At 38.8% G+C, this 22,563-nt stretch carries 22 protein-coding genes; 1 reads left to right on the forward strand and 21 read right to left on the reverse strand.

Going from position 1 to position 22,563, the window contains the following annotated elements; translation table 11 throughout:
* Positions 1-10: 10 nt before the first annotated feature.
* The 14 genes from M3189_RS01160 to M3189_RS01225 form a co-directional block, all read right to left on the reverse strand.
* A complete protein-coding gene (locus tag M3189_RS01160; RefSeq protein WP_251631029.1) occupies positions 11-343 on the reverse strand; it encodes a putative DNA-binding protein in 333 nt (110 codons plus the stop codon).
* An 85-nt stretch (positions 344-428) separates the two neighbouring features.
* Positions 429-1,418 (reverse strand): signal recognition particle-docking protein FtsY, encoded by a 990-nt coding sequence (ftsY, locus tag M3189_RS01165; RefSeq protein WP_251631031.1) that lies wholly within the window; start codon positions 1,416-1,418, stop codon positions 429-431.
* Positions 1,419-1,438: 20 nt separating this feature from the next.
* On the reverse strand, positions 1,439-5,005 hold the full coding sequence (gene smc / locus M3189_RS01170) for a chromosome segregation protein SMC (protein WP_251631033.1): 3,567 nt from the start codon (positions 5,003-5,005) through the stop codon (positions 1,439-1,441).
* Between the two features lie 55 nt (positions 5,006-5,060).
* A complete protein-coding gene (gene rnc / locus M3189_RS01175; RefSeq protein ID WP_251631035.1) occupies positions 5,061-5,804 on the reverse strand; it encodes a ribonuclease III in 744 nt (247 codons plus the stop codon).
* Between the two features lie 165 nt (positions 5,805-5,969).
* Positions 5,970-6,203: an acyl carrier protein gene (locus M3189_RS01180; protein ID WP_095247684.1), complete on the reverse strand. Its 234-nt coding sequence runs from the start codon at positions 6,201-6,203 to the stop codon at positions 5,970-5,972.
* A 69-nt stretch (positions 6,204-6,272) separates the two neighbouring features.
* Positions 6,273-7,016 (reverse strand): 3-oxoacyl-[acyl-carrier-protein] reductase, encoded by a 744-nt coding sequence (fabG, locus tag M3189_RS01185; protein ID WP_251631037.1) that lies wholly within the window; start codon positions 7,014-7,016, stop codon positions 6,273-6,275.
* Positions 7,013-7,960 carry an ACP S-malonyltransferase gene (gene fabD / locus M3189_RS01190; protein ID WP_251631039.1) on the reverse strand — a complete coding sequence of 316 codons (948 nt, stop codon included), beginning with the start codon at positions 7,958-7,960 and terminating at the stop codon, positions 7,013-7,015. Before fabD ends, fabG begins: the two co-directional genes overlap by 4 nt.
* A 14-nt stretch (positions 7,961-7,974) precedes the next feature.
* Complete coding sequence (plsX, locus tag M3189_RS01195) at positions 7,975-8,979, reverse strand: phosphate acyltransferase PlsX (RefSeq protein WP_251631041.1); 1,005 nt, start codon at positions 8,977-8,979, stop codon at positions 7,975-7,977.
* Complete coding sequence (gene fapR, locus M3189_RS01200) at positions 8,976-9,560, reverse strand: transcription factor FapR (protein WP_251631043.1); 585 nt, start codon at positions 9,558-9,560, stop codon at positions 8,976-8,978. Before fapR ends, plsX begins: the two co-directional genes overlap by 4 nt.
* 115 nt (positions 9,561-9,675) lie before the next feature.
* Complete coding sequence (recG, locus tag M3189_RS01205) at positions 9,676-11,724, reverse strand: ATP-dependent DNA helicase RecG (protein ID WP_251632044.1); 2,049 nt, start codon at positions 11,722-11,724, stop codon at positions 9,676-9,678.
* A gap of 1 nt (position 11,725) precedes the next feature.
* Positions 11,726-12,604, reverse strand: coding sequence for an L-serine ammonia-lyase, iron-sulfur-dependent, subunit alpha (gene sdaAA / locus M3189_RS01210; protein ID WP_251631045.1), 879 nt, complete (start codon positions 12,602-12,604; stop codon positions 11,726-11,728).
* A gap of 161 nt (positions 12,605-12,765) precedes the next feature.
* Positions 12,766-13,428, reverse strand: coding sequence for an L-serine ammonia-lyase, iron-sulfur-dependent subunit beta (gene sdaAB / locus M3189_RS01215; protein WP_251631047.1), 663 nt, complete (start codon positions 13,426-13,428; stop codon positions 12,766-12,768).
* A 251-nt stretch (positions 13,429-13,679) separates the two neighbouring features.
* Entirely contained in the window at positions 13,680-15,362 is a 1,683-nt protein-coding gene (locus M3189_RS01220) for a DAK2 domain-containing protein (protein WP_251631049.1), read from the reverse strand.
* Positions 15,363-15,398: 36 nt separating this feature from the next.
* Entirely contained in the window at positions 15,399-15,761 is a 363-nt protein-coding gene (locus M3189_RS01225) for an Asp23/Gls24 family envelope stress response protein (protein ID WP_063251637.1), read from the reverse strand.
* Positions 15,762-16,008: 247 nt separating this feature from the next.
* Here M3189_RS01225 and rpmB point away from each other — a divergent pair, with 247 nt between their 5' ends.
* Positions 16,009-16,197 carry a 50S ribosomal protein L28 gene (gene rpmB, locus M3189_RS01230; protein ID WP_251631051.1) on the forward strand — a complete coding sequence of 63 codons (189 nt, stop codon included), beginning with the start codon at positions 16,009-16,011 and terminating at the stop codon, positions 16,195-16,197.
* A 99-nt stretch (positions 16,198-16,296) separates the two neighbouring features.
* Here rpmB and spoVM read toward each other — a convergent pair whose 3' ends face one another.
* From spoVM to rlmN, 7 genes are all read right to left on the reverse strand, one after another.
* Positions 16,297-16,380: a stage V sporulation protein SpoVM gene (gene spoVM / locus M3189_RS01235; protein ID WP_035445740.1), complete on the reverse strand. Its 84-nt coding sequence runs from the start codon at positions 16,378-16,380 to the stop codon at positions 16,297-16,299.
* Between the two features lie 95 nt (positions 16,381-16,475).
* Complete coding sequence (locus M3189_RS01240) at positions 16,476-17,123, reverse strand: thiamine diphosphokinase (RefSeq protein WP_251631053.1); 648 nt, start codon at positions 17,121-17,123, stop codon at positions 16,476-16,478.
* 58 nt (positions 17,124-17,181) lie between these two features.
* The gene (rpe, locus tag M3189_RS01245) at positions 17,182-17,826 is read right to left on the reverse strand and encodes a ribulose-phosphate 3-epimerase (RefSeq protein WP_251632046.1); all 645 of its coding nucleotides are present in this window, start codon (positions 17,824-17,826) and stop codon (positions 17,182-17,184) included.
* Positions 17,827-17,828: 2 nt separating this feature from the next.
* Positions 17,829-18,710, reverse strand: coding sequence for a ribosome small subunit-dependent GTPase A (rsgA, locus tag M3189_RS01250; protein WP_251631055.1), 882 nt, complete (start codon positions 18,708-18,710; stop codon positions 17,829-17,831).
* A 42-nt stretch (positions 18,711-18,752) separates the two neighbouring features.
* The gene (gene pknB / locus M3189_RS01255) at positions 18,753-20,711 is read right to left on the reverse strand and encodes a Stk1 family PASTA domain-containing Ser/Thr kinase (protein ID WP_251631058.1); all 1,959 of its coding nucleotides are present in this window, start codon (positions 20,709-20,711) and stop codon (positions 18,753-18,755) included.
* Positions 20,711-21,463: a Stp1/IreP family PP2C-type Ser/Thr phosphatase gene (locus M3189_RS01260; RefSeq protein ID WP_285889335.1), complete on the reverse strand. Its 753-nt coding sequence runs from the start codon at positions 21,461-21,463 to the stop codon at positions 20,711-20,713. The genes pknB and M3189_RS01260 overlap by 1 nt, the downstream gene beginning before the upstream one ends.
* Positions 21,464-21,468: 5 nt before the next feature.
* On the reverse strand, positions 21,469-22,560 hold the full coding sequence (gene rlmN / locus M3189_RS01265) for a 23S rRNA (adenine(2503)-C(2))-methyltransferase RlmN (protein ID WP_435368046.1): 1,092 nt from the start codon (positions 22,558-22,560) through the stop codon (positions 21,469-21,471).
* Positions 22,561-22,563 lie beyond the last annotated feature (3 nt).

Genomic DNA, 22,563 nt, shown 5'->3' on the forward strand with positions numbered 1-22,563 from the left:
ATGCCGCCTCCTAATCCAATTTCTCAAGCTCGGCAACCATTTCCATCATTACCTGCTTTGAAGGGTTTTCTTCATTAAGCAATTCTTTTACATGCCTTAATAACATGCTGCGCTCTTGAAATTTTTGAAATAGTAATAGCTTTTCTTCATACTCCTCAAGCATAGCTTCCGTACGTTTGATGTTATCATAGACGGCCTGACGGCTTACATCGTACTCTTCAGCGATTTCTCCAAGTGAGTAATCATCTAAATAATAGAGAGACATATAGCTTTGCTGCTTTGGTGTTAACAACGAATAATAGAAATCATAGAGATAATTTATTCGCGTTGTTTTTTCAAGCATGCCTATACCTCCCTTGTTAAGTGAAAAGCCTTTACAAATGTAGTTTACACAGTCATTCCAAGTCTGTCAAGAAAATATCTTTACATCAATTTACAGCATTATCCACTTGATCAGCGAATAATCCATACACATATTGCTCTGCATTAAATTCCTGGAGATCATCCATTTTTTCACCAAGACCCACATACTTTACAGGTATCTTCAATTCATTTCGAATAGCTAAAACAATGCCGCCCTTGGCAGTACCGTCCAATTTCGAAAGAACAATCCCACTTACGTTTGTTACCTCTTTAAAGGTTTTTGCCTGAATAAGCGCATTTTGACCCGTTGTAGCATCAAGTACAAGCAGGACTTCATGTGGTGCACCCGGAACTTCTCGTTCGATTACCCGCTTCACCTTTTCAAGCTCATTCATCAAGTTAACCTTATTCTGTAAACGCCCAGCAGTATCACAAATTAATATATCAACTTTCCTTGATTTTGCCGCCTTTATCGCATCATACATAACGGCTGCAGGGTCAGAACCTTCCGCTTGCTTAATTACATCGACGCCTACTCTTTCTCCCCATACCTCTAACTGCTCAATAGCTCCCGCACGGAAGGTATCTCCTGCAGCTAAAAGAACGGATTTCCCTTCATTTTTGAACTTATGGCCTAGTTTTCCGATGGTAGTTGTTTTTCCTACACCATTTACACCTACAAATAAAATGACAGTAAGCCCATCCTCTTGAATGTTCAATTTGGTTGAGAGCTCCTCGCCTGCATTGTAAATGTCAACTAACTTCTCAGATATAACACTTTGGACTTCCTGTGGGTCCTGGATATTTCTCCGTTTGACTTCCATCTTCAGTTCATCAATTAGTTTCATAACCGTATCAAAGCCTACATCTGCTTGAATTAATATTTCTTCTAATTCCTCAAAGAAATCTTCATCCACTTTTCGGTACCTTGCAACTAGGTCATTTACTTTTCCAGAGAAGTTATTTCTTGTTTTCGAAAGACCATCTTTAAATTTCTCTGTAACACTCTCCGTCTGTTTCGTGATTTTCTCTTTTAATTTTTTAAAAAAACTCACTTTTCTTCACTTCCTATCCATTAAGTTTCGACAAGCTCCTTCGTATCCTCTAGTCGGACAGAAACAAGCTTTGAGACCCCTGATTCTTGCATGGTTACACCGTATAGAACATCTGCTTCTTCCATTGTTCCTTTTCTGTGAGTGATGACGATAAACTGCGTTTCTGCACTAAAAGTCTTTAAATATTGACTAAAGCGAAAGACGTTTGCCTCATCAAGAGCTGCTTCAACCTCGTCTAGGATACAAAATGGAACTGGGCGGACTTTTAAAATGGAGAATAGCAGAGCAATTGCTGTTAATGCTCTCTCCCCTCCAGATAATAACCCAAGGTTTTGTAGTTTTTTCCCTGGCGGCTGTGCAACGATTTCTACTCCGGTATTTAATAAATCCCCCGGCTGTGTAAGTTTTAAATCAGCTCTTCCGCCGCCAAATAATGCACGGAACACAGGTTCAAAGTGCTGACGAATTCCAGTAAAGGTCTGCTCAAACCGCTTTTTCATTTCTATATCCATTTCGTCTATAACCTGGTAAAGAGTATCCTTCGCCTCTTGAAGATCGTTTTTTTGTTCATTTAAAAATTCATAACGTTCAGAAACTCTCTCGTATTCTTCAATGGCACCAATATTCACACTACCAAGTTCGTCAATGGCTAGTTTTATCAGCTTTACTTTTTTTCTAGCTTCTTCTACTGGTATTGATAATGGAAATTGTTCCTTTGCACCCTCAAAGGAAAGTAGATATTCTTCTCTCAGATGTGCGAGTTTGTTTTCAAGTTCAACGTCTAAACGATTAATCTTAACTTCTTCATCTTTTAAAACCTCAACCATGCCCTTATGAAGTCTTTTTATTTCCTTTGCTTCAAGTTCAGCATCTTCTAGAGTTGTATGCATGTGGATACGTTCCTGTCTCCTGGAAGAAATAAGGGCAATTGTTTGTTCCTTATCCTGCTGTTTCCGTTTTGCAGCTGCCTCTAACTGTTCTTCTCCAGAAGTACTGCCTTCCATTTCTGAAGTTAGCAGCATCAAATCCTCTGTATAAAGAGCCAGCCTCTCTTGGGCTCCGTTTAATTCTTCTACTATCAAAGCTAATCGTTCTTTTGTATTTACAAATTGCTCATTTTTAGCCGCATACTCGACCTTTAAATCTGTTATTTCCTTTGTTAGTGTTTCTTTTGACGAGATATCATTTGTTTTTTGTTCTGTTAGTTTTGCAATTTGTTTATCTAATGTTTCTATTTTACCTTTAAAGCTTAACATTTCTGCATCGAGGTCATTTTTACGATTGTTTAAGGATTTCTGTTCCTCAGTAAGTTGTCCTTTTTCAAGATCATACATCGCCAAGCGATCATTAATATTCTTTGCCTCAAATTCAGCTTCCCTTTGATCTCCCTTTAACGTTTGTTCCTCTTGTCTTAATTCTTCTCCATACTTTCGCATGGACTCTAGTTCTTGTTCTTGTGCTTTAATATCTAGTTTTAATGACTTAACAAGATTTTCTAAATTAGAAGTTTTTTCAGTCATCACAACAAGCTTTTCTTTCAACTCTTCAAGCTCGCCTTTTCTTGTCAATAACGAACTAGTCTTTTGCTTTTGTGCCCCGCCCGTCATCGAACCGCCAGGATTGACAATATCTCCATCCAACGTCACTAGACGACAGCGATATTGGAGGATTTTGGCCAGTTCATTTGCGCCCTTTAAATCCTTTGTAATCACAACATTCCCTAATAGACTGCTGATGACGTCTGTATATTTTGGATCGAAGCTGACTAAATCAACCGCACTACCGACCAATGAAGGATGGTTTTGAATAGAGTATTGTTGTGAGGAGGACAACAATCTGCCCTTTATAACGCTTAAAGGTAAAAAGGTAGCCCGTCCGAATGAATTTTGTTTTAAAAATGTGATAGCCATACGGGCATTTTGTTCATTATCAACAACGATATGCTGCAAGGCCCCGCCTAAAGCTGTTTCAAGTGCTGTCTCGTATTCTTTTGGTACTTTAACTAGCTCAGCCACAGCTCCTTCAATTCCTTGAAGCTTATTCCCGCGGGCTTTTAGTACTTCTTTTACCCCTTGAAAGAAACCTGAATAATCTTCTTCCATCTCCTCAAGCATTTCTTTCCGTGATTTTGCCTGTTGAAGAATTTGATAGGCTTGATATAAGGTTTTTTCCTGCTTCTGATAATTGTTTTGCGCATTTTCAAGTTTCCGCTGCTTCTCTCTGAAACCTGTGACTTGATTTGATAGTTTTTTTTGGATTTCATCTAGTGCAGATTGAATTTGCAGCATCTTCGTTTGAGCAAGTTGTCTTTCCTCAATAAATTTTACATTTTCTGAATCAAGGCGAGTGCTCTTTATTCCCTGCTGCTCCAGCTGCTGGTCAATATATTTCAGTTCGTTTTTTGCTCCAGCTTGGTCATTTAACAGCTCGATATATTCACTTTTTAAGGTTTCAATTTTTTCATCAATATTTTCCGTGAATAAGTTTAATTTTTCCTGTTTTTCTTTTAACTGATGTTGAAGAACCTTCACTTGCTGCGTAAGCTTATTTACCAGTCCATCCTGTATATCTCTATTACTTTTTAATTGAATGATTTTATCGTTAAGTTCAGTAATACTTTTTTCTAGCTGAGCTCTATTTTGTGAGGCGTTTTTCTTACGTTCCTTTAATACTTCTTTCCTGCCTTCTAGCTTTTCTAATTCTTCACTAGCATGGAGGAGGACATTTTGCAAATCAGTAATGGATTCATCAAGCGAAGCAATTTGATTCCTTGTTTCCTCTATTTTTGCTTCCTTTAACTGTAATTTGGACGAAAGCCTAATTTCTTCTTGCTGGTGTTCTTCGAGTTGTGTTGAAAACGCAGTCCACTTTTGATGTAAATCTTCAATATCGTGTACCGTTAAAGCTACTTCAATTTTTTCAAGCTCTTCTTTTTTCTCTAAGTAATCCTTTGCTATTGAAGCCTGTATCTTTAGTGGCTCAACTTGTCCTTCCAGTTCATGAAGGATATCATTCACTCGATTTAAATTATCCTGTGTTTCTATTAGTTTAGATTCAGCTTTTTTCTTGCGATTTTTATATTTTAATACACCTGCAGCTTCTTCAAAGATTGTTCTTCTGTCCTCAGCCTTACTGTTTAGAATTTCTTCTACTTTTCCTTGGCTGATAATCGAAAACGCTTCTCTGCCAAGACCCGAGTCCATAAATAAATCAATAATATCCTTTAATCTGCATGGTTGTTTATTAATTAAATATTCACTATCCCCAGAGCGGCTGACCCTTCTCGTAACACTCACTTCGTTGTAATCAATCGATAATCCTTCGTCTTGATTATCAAGAGTCAGGGTCACTTCCGCATAATTTAACGGCTTCCTTGTATCGCTTCCCGCAAAAATGATATCTTCCATTTTAGAGCCTCTAAGTGATTTTGCAGACTGTTCACCCAATACCCAGCGAATTGCATCTGTTATATTACTTTTCCCACTTCCGTTTGGACCAACTACAGCAGTGACTCCTTGAACAAAATCCACCCCAATACGATCTGCAAAAGATTTAAAGCCAATGATGTCCAACCGTTTTAAAAACATATCCTTATCCTCCCTAAAGCTTGGCCGGAACCTTTCCTTAGCATTCTTATGTTGTTTAGCTATGATGTTTTTGCTTTAAAACCTCCAACGCCATTTGGGCGGCATGCTGTTCTGCTTCTTTTTTTGATTTACCATTACCGATACCTAATTCTTCACCATTTAACGAAACTCTTGAAACAAATTCTTTACTGTGGGCAGGACCTTTTTCAATTAAAACTTTATATTCAATCAAACCTGTCCCATCTCTCTGGATTAATTCCTGAAGCTGGCTCTTAAAATCCATCACATGAGAAAAAGCACCCTCATTAATTTTAGGGAAAACTACTTTGTCTAGAAATCCAATTACTACCTCAAGTCCCTTATCCAGGTACAACGCACCAATAAATGCTTCAAATACATCAGCTAAGAGCGCTGGGCGTTCCCTTCCCCCAGTCATTTCTTCTCCTTTTCCGAGCAAAATTAATTTGCCAAAGCAAAGTTCGTTTGCCAAGATTACTAGCGAAGGCTCACATACGATAGCAGCACGGAGCTTTGTTAGCTCCCCTTCACTCATCATTGGATATTTCTGGAATAGGAATTTCGACACAGTCAGTTCTAGTACAGCATCTCCTAAAAATTCAAGCCTCTCATTATCTTCATAAGGCTTTCTGCGATGCTCATTCACATAGGATGAATGAGTAAAAGCTTGTTTTAAAAGCTTTTCATTTTCAAAATGAATACCGATCTTGTCCTGAAAATCCTTAAATTGATTTTCTTTTGCGCGATTGTTCATTTCTTTTTCCTTACCTTTTCTGCGCATTAAAGTCTCCACCTTGCATATTTTTTACACACATACCTATCATTAGTTTAAGTAATCTCCAGTCAAAACGCAAAGAAACTTGGCAGTAATTTTTAAAACTGCCAAGTTCTATAATACAGAAAGAAGCTCCGTTTGAAAACGGAGCTTTTAAAGAAATCCAACGAATTAATTCTTGCTATTTATGTAAGTAACAGCATCACCAACTGTGCTGATTTTTTCAGCATCATCGTCAGAAATTTCCATATCAAACTCATCTTCTAATTCCATAACTAGTTCAACTACGTCAAGGGAATCAGCACCAAGATCATCTTTGAATGAAGCTTCAAGTTTAACTTGTGACTCATCTACACCTAAACGGTCAACGATGATTTTTGTAACACGTTCTAATACCTCTGCCATTGTAGTTCACCTCCCCTCAAGCTATTATAGAGTATTTCAATAAAATAATAAACGTATTAAAAAATAATTTTACATTACCATTCCGCCATTAATGTGAATCGTCTGACCTGTAATATAGGATGCATCATCTGACGCTAGAAATGCTGTCATTTTGGCAATGTCCTTAGGTTCTCCTAAGCGGGCTAATGGAATTTGTTTTAACATTTCTGCTTTGACTTCATCCGCTAATTTATCGGTCATATCAGTCGTGATAAAACCTGGTGCAATCGCATTAACTGTAATATTACGGGAAGCAAGTTCTTTCGCAGTTGTTTTCGTTAAACCAATAACACCTGCTTTTGCTGAGACATAGTTAGCTTGTCCCGGATTGCCGCTAACACCAACAACTGAAGTGATATTAATGATACGGCCCACACGCTGTTTCATCATTTGACGGGTAACGCCTTTTGTACAAAGGAAAACGCCCTTAAGATTAATGTTAATCACATCATCCCATTCGTCTTCTTTCATTCTCATTAGTAAATTGTCTTTTGTAATACCTGCATTATTAACAAGTATATCCAATTTACCGAATCTATCTACCGTATCTTTAACCATAGCAGCCACTTCATCACTATTGGATACATCACATTTTATTGCAAACGCTTCTTTCCCAAGGGCTTTTATTTCATCTACCACTTCATTCGCTTTACCTTCACTGCCAGCATAGTTGACTGCGACATTTGCTCCCTGTCTTGCAAGCTCGAGGGCAATTTCTCTTCCTATCCCTCTAGATGCACCCGTTACTAAGGCTACTTTGCCTTCTAAAGTCATAGATTTTCCTCCTTCAATGCCTCGATTACTGATTGACAGCTTTCCTCATCAGATATCGAATACGTTTTAACACTACGGTTGATTTTTTTAATTAACCCTGAAAGTACTTTCCCAGGACCAATTTCAATAAATGTATCAACACCTAAATCAATCATTTTGACCACAGAATCTTCCCATAATACAGGTGAGTAAAGCTGTTCAATTAAATTTTCTTTTATCTCTGATGCTGAAGTCATTGGATTTGCTGAAACATTCGCAATCACAGGTATATGCGCATCCTTCATATCAAGACCATCTAAAACCTCACGTAATTCCCCAGCAGCAGGTTTCATTAATGAAGAATGAAATGGACCGCTGACTTCCAAAGGAATCGCTCTTTTTGCACCTGCTTCTTTCGCTTTTCCCCCTGCAAGCTCAACACCTTTTCGAGATCCGGAGATAACAATTTGGCCTGGACAATTCAAGTTCGCCAGCGAAACTGGGAATCCAGAGTCACTTACTTCAGCTGTTACTCGGGAAAGTGCTTCACGATCAAGTCCTAAAATAGCCGCCATCGAACCTTCACCATTAGGAACTGCACCCTCCATAAATTCGCCTCTTTTTCTCACTGCAAAGACGCCATCAGGAAAGGTAAGTGCACCAGCTGCTACAAGGGCTGTATATTCACCAAGACTATGTCCTGCTACGTAATCAGGCTTAATTTCAGATTTTTGAAATCTTTCTAGAATGGCCATACTAGTTGTTAATAGTGCTGGCTGTGTATTTACGGTTTTGGTCAATTCTTCTTGAGGACCCTCAAATATAAGTTTAGTTAATTCAACCGAAAGTGTTTCGTCTGCTTTTTTAAAATAGTGCATTACCTCAGGAAACTGTTCAGCAAGCTGCTGTCCCATACCAACTACTTGTGAGCCCTGCCCTGGAAATACAAACGCTATTTTTCCCATATGCGCACCCCTTCCTACACTTCTAAATTAGTTGTCTTCTCATTTTCAATACTCTTTTTAATGAGACCGACAACATCCTTTTCAACCATTTCTCTTGTTTGACGAATCGCACTAAAGATTGCTTGTCCGTTTGAGGACCCATGCGCTTTGATGACAGGTGCCTTTAAGCCAAAAAGACCTGCACCGCCATACTCAGAATAGTCTAATGTGTTTTTTAAGACTTTAAATTCAGGTTTTAATACCGCAGCAGCAAGTTTACTTTTCATGCTGCTCATTAACGTAGTCTTTAGCATTTTAAACATAGATAGCGCTGTACCTTCAACGGTTTTCAACACCATATTTCCAGTGAAACCATCCGTTACAACCACATCCGCTGCGCCATCAAGCAAATCCCTGGCTTCTACATTTCCAATAAAATTAATATTTGCCTTTTTCAATAATTCAAATGCCGCTTTTGTTAGGTCATTCCCTTTCTTTTCTTCTGTCCCGATATTAAGAAGACCCACTCGAGGTTTAGTTGTTCCTCTAACCTTTTCCCAATAGATGGAACCCATGATGGCATATTGAAGCAAATGCTCAGGCTTGGCGTCTACATTTGCCCCGACATCTAATAATAGAAATCCTTCTCCGCCAATGGTAGGTAAAGTAGGTGTTAGGGCCGGCCGTTCTATTCCCTCAATCCTGCCTACAACAAACAATCCTGCAGCCATTAATGCACCTGTATTTCCTGCTGAAATACAAGCATCTGCATTTCCATCCGTAACTTGTTGTGCTGCTAGTACCATAGAGGCCGTTTTCTTGCGGCGAACTGCTCTCACAGGTTCGTCTGTTCCAAGTATGACCTCTGTTGTATGTAAAATGTTTATCCGTTCCGAATTTGTTAAGTATTCTTTAATTTTGGTTTCATCCCCAACTAGGGTTATATGTATATCTGAAAATGCTTCTACAGCTTTCATTGCACCGATTACGATTTCTTTAGGAGCATGGTCGCCACCCATTGCATCGATAGCTAACTTCATTTTTTCTCATCCTTTAATGATTTTTCTGAACGGTACATTTCGAATTCGCCTTTAAATACAAGCTCGTTATTGACAAAGCTTGTCACCTCGACAATTGTCCTGCCGATGCCGTCATCTATTTTAGTAACCTTCGCTTTGGCAATCACTCGTTCACCTTGTTTAACTGAGCGTTTAAATTGTATGTTTGCCTTTGCCGTTAACGCCAATTCATCATTAATGACCGCTGTCGCAAGAGAATTTGCTTGTGCGAAGACATGATGACCTCTGGCAATCTTGTTCCGGATAAAGACATGTTCCTCTTTCACATCCAAAATCGAAATGGCACTCTGATCTAAATCAATATCAATAATTTCTCCAATTACTTCCTCTATCGGCAGAGATCGAACCTCATCTTCAAATTTTTTCTCTGCCACATATTTTATCCTTTCCCGCAGCTCGGGAATCGATAATTCTAACCGATCAAGGCGAATGGTTTGCACACTGACTTGAAACTTATCTGCAAGGTCTTCGTCCGTTATAAATGGATTTTCTTTAATAGTCTCTTTTAACATCTGCTGACGTTCTTTTTTTGTTCTTCTCATCTCACACCGTCCGAGCTATTATGACTAGGTACTAATAGTAGTATAAAATTAGAAAAAGCAGATTGCAAGAATAAGTTTTTTATTCTTACAACCTGCCTATAAGTTGACTATTAAATTAATCTAATTTTTCACCTTCGAAAACACCTGTATCATCGAGTTGATTTCTTAGATATTCATATTCTTTATCATTCCAGAATGCATTAGACTGTATCATTAGCGATGCGTCATTTCTGGCTGTTTCAAGTGCACGGTAATCGTGAACCATGTCTGCTACCTTAAATTCAGGGACACCACTCTGTTTTTTTCCAAAGAAGTCACCTGGTCCTCGTAATTCAAGGTCCTTTTCACTTAAAACGAATCCATCATTGGTGTCGGTCATAATTCTCATTCTCTCCTGACCTACTTCTGACTTTGGTTCAGCTAACAAGATACAATAGGATTGGTCACTGCCTCTTCCTACTCTTCCCCTTAGTTGATGGAGCTGTGATAACCCAAATCTCTCTGCATCATAAATCACCATCATGGTTGCATTAGGAACATTGACGCCCACTTCAACTACTGTTGTTGATACCAGCACTTGTACTTCATTGCTACTAAATTCTTTCATAATTGTATCTTTTTCTTCCGAGCTTAACCGTCCATGCATCAGCCCAACCTTATATCGATTTTGAAAATGATGGGTTAAAGTGGTATGGACGTCGATTGCATTTTGAACATCCAGCTTGTCTGATTCTTCAATTAACGGGCAAATGACGTAAGCCTGATGCCCCTTGACCAGTTCCTTTTCTACAAAAGAAAGGACTCTTCCCAGCATATCTGGTTTTGCCCAGTACGTTTCGATTGCTTTACGCCCTGCAGGCATTTCATCGATGATGGATACATCCATCTCACCAAATACAGTAATGGCAAGTGTTCTCGGTATGGGAGTTGCCGTCATGAACAGAACATCCGGATTTTCTCCTTTTTCCCGTAACACTCTTCGTTGTTCAACACCAAAGCGATGCTGTTCATCGGTAATCACAAACCCTAATTTCTTAAAAGTTACCTCATCCTGAATGAGAGCATGTGTCCCTATTAAAATATCTACTGCCCCTTCAGCTAAGTTTTGAAGAATCTCTCTTCTCCGTTTTCCCTTAACAGAACTAGTTAATAATTCACATTTAAGTCCAAAAGGTTCTAAGAGTCCCTTGAGAGATTCAGCGTGCTGTTCTGCTAAAATTTCGGTTGGAACCATTAATGCTCCTTGATAACCTGCTGTAAAACTAGCATATAATCCAATAGCTGCCACTACCGTTTTCCCTGAGCCCACATCACCTTGCAAGAGGCGATTCATTCTAAGAGGTGATTTTTGGTCGTTTAAAATCTCGGTTACAACACGATTCTGGGCATTCGTCAACGGAAAAGGCAGAGATTGAATAAATTCCTCAACCTTTGAGACATCGTAGTTTTGTTGGATTCCTGGTGCATGTTCACGTTCAAATTTACGTAATGCCTGCATTTTTAGCTGAAATAGTAAAAATTCTTCATAGACTAAACGACGGCGTGCCTGTTTTATGTCCTCTTGGTTAACTGGAAAATGCATGGATTTCATTGCATCACTCCGGTTAGGCAAATGATACTTTTTTACTAGGGAGAAGGGCAGACTTTCTTCAATATATTTGCCAAATTGTTGAAAGGCAATTGAAATGAATTTTCGCATTCCTTTCGTTGTAATTTTTCCTTTAAGTGAGTAGACAGGCTCAAAATCTTGTGATTTTTCGTTTTGTCCAACTTGCATTTCATTAGCGGTTATCGTTTGACGATGAGCGTCCCATTTACCTGTAACGGTAATACTTTCATTCATGATTAGCTTACTTTTTAAATAGGGCTGGTTAAAGAAAACAACTTTAATAAGATATTGCCCTACAAACATTCTAAACATCAATTTCGATTTCTTCCGGCCAAAATATGTAAGAGAAGGTTCACTATGAACCTTCCCTTCTACTGTAATTTTCTCTTCATGCTGAACTTCAGTGAGTTCACGAAGTCGGTAATCTTCGTATCGGTAAGGAAAATACTCTAATAAATCCTGAACAGTAAATATTTTCATTTCTGCTAAACTCTCAGCTGTTTCTTCCCCGATACCCTTTATAACTGTAACTGATTGTTTAAGATAATGATTCATTTTATACTCGCGGAATACCGAAGATCTTGGCTTCGAGTTCACGACCTGTCGGGGTTGCCGCCAACCCTCCCTGTGCAGTTTCTTTTAAAGCAGTCGGCATCGTTAGACCTATTTTATACATGGCATCAATGACTTCATCACATGGTATTCTGCTAGTTATACCCGCTAATGCCATATCCGCCGCAACCATCGCATTTGCTGCACCCATTGCATTTCTTTTTACACAAGGTACTTCCACCAACCCTGCGACAGGATCACATACCAGCCCAAGCATATTCTTTAGTGTAATTGCCATCGCTTCTGCGCATTGCTCTGGTGAACCGCCTGCCATTTCAACAATCGCTGCAGCAGCCATTCCTGAAGCTGAACCAACTTCCGCCTGACAGCCTCCGGCTGCACCTGAAATCGAAGCATTATTAGCAACAACAAAACCAAAAGCTCCCGCAGTGAAAAGAAAAGCAACCATTTCCTCTCTAGTAGGATTTAGTTTTTCTCTCACTGCAAATAATGTACCAGGCACAACTCCTGCAGAACCTGCAGTCGGTGTGGCACATATCGTGCCCATTGCAGCATTGACTTCGTTCGTCGCTACTGCTTTACTCACAGCATCAAGGACAGTTTTCCCTGATAAGAAATTACCTTTTTCAATATACTTTTGCAGAAGAACAGCATCCCCACCGGTTAGACCAGAATGAGATTTAACCCCTTTAATTCCCCGTTCAACCGCTTCCTCCATTACCTTTAAATTTCTGTCCATAAAGGCCATTACTTCTTCCCGGCTGCGTCCAGTAACATCCATTTCCTGCTCAATCATAATTTCTGAAATCTTTTTATTTTTACTTATGGCAAGCTCTACTAACTCAGCAACATTTCGAAACAAATGCCCTTCCCCCTTGAAGTTCTGTTTTTTGTTTAATGTCCAGCTACAGCGCCTAGCCCCTCGAGGTCACTTCGGTCCAGCAGATAAAGTCGAAAAACGTGACTTTATCCACTTGCCCTCCAGTGCTTGTCGGGGCTGGCAAGGCGCTTCCGCTTTTTTTGCTAATCTACGATTTTTGTCACCTTCAAAATATTTGGCAGTTGCTCTAGTTCGTGAAGGATTTTATCTTCGATGTTTTGGTCAACCTCAATCGTCATAAGTGCAAGCTTTCCAGCTTCTTTTCTTGCAACTTCCATATGTCCAATATTGATTTCGTATTTTGCCAGTACATTTGATACATTAGCAATTGCTCCAAAACGATCATTATGAACCACTAAAATGGCTGGATGGTTTCCCGACAATTTAAGTTCAAAACCATTTAATTCTGTCACTTCAATTTTTCCGCCGCCAATCGAAATTCCAACTAGCTCTAATTCTCCTTTATCATCGCCAATAATCACTCTGGCGGTATTAGGATGGTCAGTGATAGCGTCTTCTTCTATAAATCGGAGTTTAATCCCCCGTTCGTTCGCTATATCTATTGCATTTATTATTCTTACGTCATCGGTATCAAAATCTAATAAACCGCCAACAATCGCAACATCTGTTCCATGTCCTTTATACGTTTTAGCAAATGAGCCATATAAAGAAATATTTGCCCATTTTGGTTCCCTGCCAAATAAACTTCTAGCGACTCTGCCAATTCTCGCAGCTCCAGCAGTATGCGAACTAGATGGGCCAATCATTACAGGTCCGATTATGTCAAAAACACTTCTATATTTCATTCGTTACTCCCCCTAGGACAAATAAATCTCTTTGGTATCCATCTATATTTATAACACAGAAAAAGGCTGATTTCTTAAAAGATTGTTGTTAAAATCTTAAAGCCGATTTTAACGTGGAAACATTTATTTTGCGCTTTAGAATTTAGTTTGAAGCTCTTTTCTTATTAAATTTTGTTCCAAAAGAGCAAAAAGGGTTAAGAAAACAGCCTTAAAAAAAAATAGAAGGGTTATTTCCCCTTCTATTTTATCACTTATTCAATTGCAAAGATAAATGAATATAATGGTTGTTTTCCATTATGAAGTTCAACTTCAACATCAGGGAAATGCTCGCTGGCAAACGTTACAAGGTCATTTACCTCATCCTCAGAAACGTCTTCGCCATAGATAATGGTTAATATTTCCGAATCCTCATCCACCATCTTAGAAAGCAACTCTTGTGCAACTTTTCCTTTGTCTTTGTTTTTTACAACTATTTTGCCTTCAGCAATTCCCATGAAATCATCTTTCTCAATTTCTAATCCATCGATTTGAGTATCGCGAACGGCAAAGGTAATTTGACCAGTCTTAACATGCTGCATTGCTTCCGTCATCGATGCTTCATTTGCTTTAACATCACCCGCTGGATTGAATGCTAAAAGGGCAGAAAGACCTTGAGGAACGGTTTTAGACGGAATGACATAGATTTCTTCATCCGATACTTCAGCAGCTTGCTGAGCAGCCATGATGATATTTTTATTATTTGGAAGAATAAATACCTTTTTCGCATTCACTTCTTTAACAGCCTTCACAATATCCTCTGTACTCGGATTCATGGTTTGACCGCCCTCAATGACTGCATGTGCACCGATACTCTTAAATAATTCCGCAATCCCAGAACCCATTGATACCGTAACAATTCCATACTCCTGCTGTTCTTTTGGTGCTTGTGGTTTATCAGAGACTAAAGGCGTGTGCATTTCTCCTACAATATTGGAGTGCTGCTGCCTCATATTTTCAATTTTAATATTGATTAGACTTCCGTACTTTTGTCCGTAGCTAAGACAATCACCGGGCTGTTCAGAATGAATATGTACCTTTACAACCTCTTCGTCCGCTATCACTAGTAAAGAATCACCAAGCTTACTAAGATCATTACGGTAAACTTGTTCATCGAATGGATGTTTTGCCAGCTTCGCTTCTTCAAACTTCACCATGAATTCTGTACAATAGCCGAAAACAATATCTTCTGTATTCATATGACTTTGGACACTTTTATGATGTTCTGCATTGACCATTTCATCCATTGAAGGGTAGCTGTCTGGTGAATCTGGAAGCTGTTCACCTTTAAGTTCAGCAAGAAATCCTTCATAAACGAAGACAAGCCCTTGGCCGCCGCTGTCCACTACCCCAACTTCCTTTAAAACAGGAAGCAAATCTGGTGTGCGTTTCAGTGATGCTTTCGCCTCTTTTAATACCTCTTCCATAATCTCGATAATATCGTTAGATTTTTGGGAAGCAAGAACACCTCTTTTTGCTGAATCCTTTGCAACCGTTAAAATCGTGCCTTCCACCGGCTTCATTACTGCTTTATAGGCAGTTTCGACGCCCGAGTCTAAAGCCGCTGCGAATTCTTTTCCAGTGATTGCGGCTTTTGTTTCAATTGCTTTAGAGAATCCACGGAATAATTGGGAAAGAATTACCCCAGAGTTACCTCTAGCTCCCATAAGTAAGCCCTTTGATAAAGCTACTCCAACTTTTCCAATATGTTCTTGTACATTATTTTTTACTTCCTTTGCCCCTGAGGTCATTGATAAATTCATATTTGTTCCAGTATCACCATCGGGCACAGGAAAAACGTTTAACGCATCAACCATTTTTGCGTTGGCACCTAAATGATTCGCACCTTGAATCACCATTTCTGCAAAACGTTTCCCATCTAAAGCTGTAATAGACACAAACTTTCCTCCTCTACATGCGGTTCGTTACACCACTTAAGGGTTCGTAACACGAACTCCCTGAACGTAAATATTTACCGAGTCAACGGCAAGTCCAACGGTCTTATCAAGTGTGTATTTCACCTTTGATTGCACGTTATGCGCAACCTCGGAAATCTTTGTTCCATAGCTGACAATTATATACATATCAATATGTACTTCCTCATTCTCTTGGCGAACAATAACTCCACGAGTAAAATTTTCTCTTCTTAAAATTTCTGTAAGACCGTCTTTTATCTGACTCTTTGATGCCATACCGACAATTCCATAACAATCGATAGCGGCACCTCCAGCGATGGTGGCGATTACTTCATTTGAAATATCAATTTGTCCGAACTTAGTTTTTAATTCGATGGACATGAATCGTTCCCCCTTTTGGAATTTGCTCCTTGACTAAAGTCATTTTACTATAGTCAAGAAAAATTTGAAAGCGATACTTTATTCTTATTGACTACACAATCCATAATCATGCATGTCAAGGTATTTTTCTTGAAAGGTTTATTAATCACTATTGCATTCAAACAGGTTGTATGATAAATTATTAAAGTATCTTTAGACAATAACGTAAATGCTGTATAAAGCTTTTGGTAATAAGGAGGGAATCATTATGCCACGTAAATGTGTTGTAACTGGAAGAAAAACAACGTCTGGTAATGCACGTTCACACGCTATGAACGCTAACAAGCGTACATGGGGTGCTAACCTACAAAAAGTACGTATTCTTGTTGATGGAAAGCCTAAACGTGTTTGGGTTTCTACAAGAGCGTTAAGATCTGGTAAAGTAGAACGCGTATAATATGTGAGGGCATCCTTAATCAGGGTGCCCTTTCTTACTATCTTACCCATCTTTCCCTCAAAATAAAAAAGCACCCATAATAGGTGCTTAGACATTCTTCTATTCATTCTTTTTAAATGCACCAATCATCGCTCGGACAAGTCCACCTAAAAACTTTGGCAATTTAATTGTATAAAACTTCATTTATGTCCCTCCTCACCATCTCACACATCTAAACTTCTCTCGTACGCCCTTACTATTTTATTCATACGGACGAAATCAGTACCACTTTATAGCTATTAATCAGTACTTCTTATCACTAATAATATGCCTTCTGAAAATGAAAAAGTACCATTATCACTAATAAGTTCATTACTAATACATAATGTTGAGCCGATGGTGATATGACAATCATTTAATGGATATTTAAATCCTTCAAGAGTGAGCCCTTTCACGTTAAGGGTTAGCGGAACAAAAGATACATACTTTTTATCTGCCCTCTTTCTCATTTTATAACTGCCGGGACCTTTTAATGATAGGATATTTTGGTTATCGATAAGAAAAATTTTCACATGGTTGTTTTCCAATAAAGGTTTGGTCAATAATTGGACATTCGCTAAGAAGTGGTCTAATCTCCCACCGCTGGCACCAAAAATCCGGATTAAATCAGGATTTTGTTTAATGGCCCAATTCAATGCAAGCTCCATATCTGTTTCATTTTTTTCAGGCTTATACCTCCTCATAGCCTTTACATGTTTTTCAATAACTCTATATTCTTCGTTGGATACAGAATCAAAGTCTCCAAAGCCGATTTTCGGGGTTATATTCATATTTATCAGGGTGTAAACGCCCCGATCGACACCTACCCACAGCTCATCTTCACCTAAATATTCCTTCAAATTAGGTAGAAGTTCAGTAGGTCCCCCAGCTAAGATATTTATATGCACTCTAAAATATCCCCCTTTTTACTAAAAAAAAGCCAGCATTATAGCCAGCTTTGTACTTTTAACCTCTTAATAATGAAATGGCAGCTGCGTAGTCCTCTTGATTATAAATAGCTGATCCAGCAACTAGAACGTTGGCTCCAGCCTCCATACATAGTTTTGCCGTTTCAGGATTTACCCCGCCATCTATTTCTATCTCAAGTTCTTTCCCTATTGAGTCGCCCATTTCCTTAACTTTCCTAATTTTAGGAAGGACTTCAGGTATGAACTTTTGTCCGCCAAAACCAGGGTTTACGGACATTAATAACACCATATCAATATCTGCTACTATATGTTGAATAGACTCAACTGGAGTAGCTGGATTTAAGACTACTCCAGCTTTAATACCAAAAGATTTAATATGGTGAATGGTCCGATGAAGATGCCTGCAAGCCTCAACATGGACGGTAATGTAATCTGCTCCTGCCTTAGCAAAATTTTCAATATATTGGTCAGGATTTTCAATCATAAGATGAACATCTAGCGGAAGCTTTGTTACTGGACGAATTGCCTCCACGATTAATGGGCCAATTGTAATATTTGGAACAAAATGACCATCCATAACATCAATATGGATATAGTCAGCTCCTGCCTTTTCAACTGCGACGATTTCCTCACCTAATCTTGCGAAATCCGCAGAAAGGATGGAAGGTGCTATTTTCACCATCATTAATACCTCGGCTTTCTTTCTTTTATTTCTTGTAGGAAATCAACATAATGTTGATAACGATATTGGGTAATCGTTTGGTCTTCAACCGCTGCCTTCACTGCACATTTTGGCTCACTTATATGTAAACAGGCTCGAAATTTACAATTCTCACTTTCTCGTGCTATTTCCGGAAAGCAATAAGCTAGCTCTTCTGCCTCAATCGTAGTGAATTCCAATGAACTGAATCCCGGAGTGTCAGCAATTAGACCATTACCGACACTAATTAATTCGACATGTCGTGTAGTATGCTTCCCTCTGCCTAAATGGGAGGAAATATCATTTGTTTTCAGTTCAAGGTCTGGTCGCAGCACATTTAATAGAGATGACTTTCCCACTCCTGATTGGCCGGCAAACACTGATATCTTTTCTTCGACATGCGGGTTTAACGCTTCAATCCCTGCTTCTGTTTCAGATGAAGTAAGTAATACTTCATACCCCATCTTCCTGTATTGCACAGCATATTCGGTAATCGCTTGCTTTTCCTTCTCATTGGTTAAATCCATTTTTGTAATACATATAAGTGGTTGAATATGATTATATTCAACCAGTACAAGAAATCGATCAAGAAGCGTGGTACTAAAATCCGGTTCAACAGCGGAGAAAACTAGAATGGCTTGGTCCACGTTCGCGATAGGCGGACGTACAAGTTCATTCTTCCTTTCTTTCACTTCCATAATATAACCTTCACGATCATTTTCGGCTTGAAAAACAACTTCATCGCCAACAAGAGGTGTAATCTTATTCTTCCGAAAAACACCTCTTCCGCGGCACTGAATCATTTCTCCGTCATGTAGTACATAATAAAACCCACTTAATGCTTTTACAATTTTCCCTTCAGGCATAGCCACACTCCTTGCCTTTTATCATAGCAATGATTTTAACGATTAATCTTCCGGGTAATCTACAGTCTTATCGTATATGACCGTATTATCTCTATACACTTTATATCCTGCACTCCCATCAAATGGAACTAATAGTTCTATCGTTTTATGGGTTGTTGCAAAAATTGGAAAGGTCTCTGCTGGAGTAATCATACTTCGATTAACATCTTCAATGTAAATAATAACCTTTTGTTCTTGACCTGGTATTGTTCCTGTATACTCAATCTGAATATCAACAGGTACAGTTTTAGGTGGTTTCTCTTCTTTTCCTTTTGAAATAACCACTGAAACTGTATCACCCTTTTTCATCTCTGTTCCCGAAGGTGGTGACTGTGATATTATATTGCCAGCTGGAATTGTATCATCATACTTTTCCACTGAGGCATCAAGCGTAAGACCGACAGAGTCAACATAAGCCTGTGCACCTTTTGTATTAGACTGTGTTAAATCTCTTAAGATTATTTTCTCCGGTCCCTTGCTAACTTCAAATTCAAGTATTGTATCTTCTGGGACTATTTTTTCGCCGCTTTCAGGCTTTTGACTTAGGATTGTGCCCTTGTCACTATCGTCGTATACCTCATTTATTTTGATATCCTTAAAGTCTTGATTATCTAATATCCGCATCACATCTTCATATTTCCGACCAGTATAATCCGGTAATTCGAATTTTTCTTTACCAATACTAATGTATATAGAAATTGCAGTATCTTCCTTAACGGTACTTCCTTCTTCGGGATTAGTTTTTATTACTTTTCCCTCTTCAATTTCTTGATGGGTACTGTCTATTTCTTCATCCACCTGTAAACCCGCAGTTTCTAACTTTGCAATTGCTTCCCCCCGTTCCAAACCACTAACGTCAGGGATTGTAACATCTTTAGGAGAAATTAGTCCTGGTAATACTAGAAAAGTAAATAACCCTAATAATGATAAGATTAAGAAAGTTGAAATTAGAATAATTGGCCACTTTTTACGTTTTTTCTGTTCTTTGCCTTTTGAAACAACATCATTACCTTTGTTTTTATCCTGACTATGTACCATTGTTTCACCAAGATTTTGCAGTGGACGATCATTGGTAATCACCGGTATAGCTTTTGTCGCTTCATCATCATCTGGAATGACAAATTTCTGTTCATTTAATCTCTCAGAATCGAGTGCTGTCCTTAAATCTTCTTCCATTTCATCTACATTGTTATAACGATGAAAAGAATCCTTAGCCGTTGCCTTCAGGACAATATTTTCAACACTTTGAGGAATGTTCGGATTCCACCTTCTTACGGATGGTGTTTCCGATTGCAAATGCTTTAAGGCAATGGAAACAGCAGATTCGCCTGAAAAGGGAAGTCTGCCTGTTAATAATTCAAACATGACAATTCCAAGTGAATAAACATCTGATTTTTTATTTGCCATGCCACCGCGTGCTTGTTCAGGTGATAAATAGTGAACGGATCCCAGAACTGAATTTGTTTGGGTAATACTTGTTGCACTTAGGGCCATTGCAATGCCAAAGTCAGTTATTTTGACATTTCCAAATCGGTCAACGAGAATATTTTGAGGCTTGATATCCCGGTGGATAATCTGGTTTTGGTGTGCATGGGAAATAGCAGAGGTCAGCTGTTTCATAATTTCAAGGGTATCTTCAACCTGTAAGGGTGAACTCTGTTGTATGTATTGTTTTAATGTTTGACCTTCGACATATTCCATGACAATATAATAAAGATCACTTTCTTCTCCTACATCATAGATACTTACGATATTAGGATGGGCTAAACTTGTAGCAGATTGGGCTTCTCTACGGAACCGGCGTATAAATTCTTCATCATTTGCAAAATCAAGGCGCAGCATTTTGACAGCCACATCACGATCAAGGATCATGTCGTGGGCTAAATACACATTCGCCATCCCGCCTCCGCCAATCATTTCTAATACTTTATAGCGGCCACTTAATCGTTTTCCAATCAACATTATGCATCACCCTCGCTGAAATCAGCAAACTCAACAATTGCAAGTGTAATGTTATCCTCTCCGCCATTTTCATTTGCAATCGAAATAAGGGTACTAGCTTTCTGCTCCAATGTTTCTTCATTCGTCAGAATTACACTCATTTCTTTTTCATTAACCTTATTGGAAAGCCCGTCAGAACATAATAAGAGGGTATCCCCTTCTTCAAAAATGATCGTTTTAATATCCATTTCTACTGCCTTTTCAGTACCAAGAGCACGTAATAGTACATTTTTCCGTGGATGATGCTCTGCGTCTTCCCGCGAGATTTGCCCTGTTCGAACAAGCTCATTAACTAAAGAATGATCTTCGGTAACCTGTTTAAAACCACTTTCATTTAGTAAATAACATCTGCTGTCACCTATGTTTGCAATGGTCACAAATCGGTTGGTACTAATTGCAGCAACAACCGTAGTACCCATACCATCACATTCTAAGTTGGTCATTGCATGATTAAAAAGCAAGCTATTTACATTTGTAATTTGGTCATTTAACCAACTTTCTGCATCACCCGCAGTTGCTATACCCGATGAATCTTCCCATTCGTTCTTCAACTGAGAAATCGTCATCTGGCTGGCAACGTCACCAGCACGGTGACCCCCCATACCATCTGCGACAATGGCTAGGCGGTTACCGTCCTTGTTTACAAATATTCCACCAGCATCTTCATTATGTTGCCTGACCTTGCCTTGGTCAGTCATAAATACTGCTTTCAAACCGTTCACCTCGTCTCCTCTTTTCGCTCCTTTGCACGAAGTTGTCCACATGCTGCGTCAATGTCGTGTCCTTGCTCCCTGCGAATCGTTACATTTATGCCACGATTTTTGAGTGTTTTTTCAAATGCAAAAATTTTATCCTTTGGAGTACGTACATAGTCCCGCTCGGGAACATAATTAACAGGAATTAAATTAACATGGCATTTTAACCCCTTCAGGAGGTCAGCTAATTCTTCTGCATGTTCCACAGAATCATTTACACCGCCAAAAAGACCATACTCAAAGCTAATTCTCCGCCCTGTCTTATCGATATAATACCTTACAGATTTCATTAAGTCATCAAGTTTATATGCCCTGTTAATAGGCATTAATCGGGATCTTAATTCAGTGTTAGGCGCATGCAAAGAAATCGCAAAATTAATCTGCATATTTTCATCAGCAAATTGATAAATCTTCGGAACAATACCGCTAGTTGATACGGTTATATGACGTGCACCAATCATTAATGCTTTATCATGATTGATGATTTTTAGAAATGCCATCATATTATCGTAATTGTCAAAAGGTTCTCCAATTCCCATAATCACGACCGAGCTGACACGCTCATCTGTTTCGTCTAGAGCTTGCTGAACAGTAACAACCTGAGCAACAATTTCTCCTGCTTCTAAATGACGCTTAAGCCCGCCAAGTGTTGAAGCACAGAAGGTACAGCCAATTCTGCAGCCGACCTGGGTTGTAACACAAACTGAATTCCCATAATCATGGCGCATTAAAACAGTCTCAATTGAATATCCATCGTGAAGTTCAAATAGAAATTTAATGGTCCCATCAGAAGAAGATTGCTTAATAACTGTTTTTAAAGTTGTGATTTGAAAATTATCCGAAAGCTTATCTCGTAAACTTTTCGATAAATTATTCATATCTTCAAAAGAAGAAATTCTTTTCTTGTACAGCCAGTCATAGATTTGTTCGGCCCGGAAAGGCTTTTCACCATTATTTGTCAGCCATTCCTTGAGTTCATGAAGCTGCAGGGAATAAATCGACGTTTTTTTCATTTCCAATGTTGTATTGTTCTCAGTTGTATTTAATTGTTCCAACTG

The sequence above is a fragment of the Neobacillus niacini genome, assembly GCF_023715415.1.
GTDB classification, from domain to species: Bacteria; Bacillota; Bacilli; order Bacillales; family Cytobacillaceae; genus Neobacillus; species Neobacillus niacini_C.

What these genes read in the sequence shown, in the direction of transcription:
- pknB (WP_251631058.1), bottom strand. Translation starts at nt 20,711, where the DNA reads ATGTTGATTGGAAAACGATTAAGTGGCCGCTATAAAGTATTAGAAATG.
- sdaAB (WP_251631047.1), bottom strand. Translation starts at nt 13,428, where the DNA reads ATGAAATATAGAAGTGTTTTTGACATAATCGGACCTGTAATGATTGGC.
- rnc (WP_251631035.1), bottom strand. Translation starts at nt 5,804, where the DNA reads ATGCGCAGAAAAGGTAAGGAAAAAGAAATGAACAATCGCGCAAAAGAA.
- fabD (WP_251631039.1), bottom strand. Translation starts at nt 7,960, where the DNA reads ATGGGAAAAATAGCGTTTGTATTTCCAGGGCAGGGCTCACAAGTAGTT.
- smc (WP_251631033.1), bottom strand. Translation starts at nt 5,005, where the DNA reads ATGTTTTTAAAACGGTTGGACATCATTGGCTTTAAATCTTTTGCAGAT.
- fapR (WP_251631043.1), bottom strand. Translation starts at nt 9,560, where the DNA reads ATGAGAAGAACAAAAAAAGAACGTCAGCAGATGTTAAAAGAGACTATT.
- rsgA (WP_251631055.1), bottom strand. Translation starts at nt 18,710, where the DNA reads ATGCCTGAAGGGAAAATTGTAAAAGCATTAAGTGGGTTTTATTATGTA.
- plsX (WP_251631041.1), bottom strand. Translation starts at nt 8,979, where the DNA reads ATGAAGTTAGCTATCGATGCAATGGGTGGCGACCATGCTCCTAAAGAA.
- recG (WP_251632044.1), bottom strand. Translation starts at nt 11,724, where the DNA reads ATGAATCATTATCTTAAACAATCAGTTACAGTTATAAAGGGTATCGGG.
- spoVM (WP_035445740.1), bottom strand. Translation starts at nt 16,380, where the DNA reads ATGAAGTTTTATACAATTAAATTGCCAAAGTTTTTAGGTGGACTTGTC.
- rpmB (WP_251631051.1), top strand. Translation starts at nt 16,009, where the DNA reads ATGCCACGTAAATGTGTTGTAACTGGAAGAAAAACAACGTCTGGTAAT.
- rpe (WP_251632046.1), bottom strand. Translation starts at nt 17,826, where the DNA reads ATGGTGAAAATAGCACCTTCCATCCTTTCTGCGGATTTCGCAAGATTA.
- fabG (WP_251631037.1), bottom strand. Translation starts at nt 7,016, where the DNA reads ATGACTTTAGAAGGCAAAGTAGCCTTAGTAACGGGTGCATCTAGAGGG.
- M3189_RS01160 (WP_251631029.1), bottom strand. Translation starts at nt 343, where the DNA reads ATGCTTGAAAAAACAACGCGAATAAATTATCTCTATGATTTCTATTAT.
- M3189_RS01225 (WP_063251637.1), bottom strand. Translation starts at nt 15,761, where the DNA reads ATGTCCATCGAATTAAAAACTAAGTTCGGACAAATTGATATTTCAAAT.
- M3189_RS01180 (WP_095247684.1), bottom strand. Translation starts at nt 6,203, where the DNA reads ATGGCAGAGGTATTAGAACGTGTTACAAAAATCATCGTTGACCGTTTA.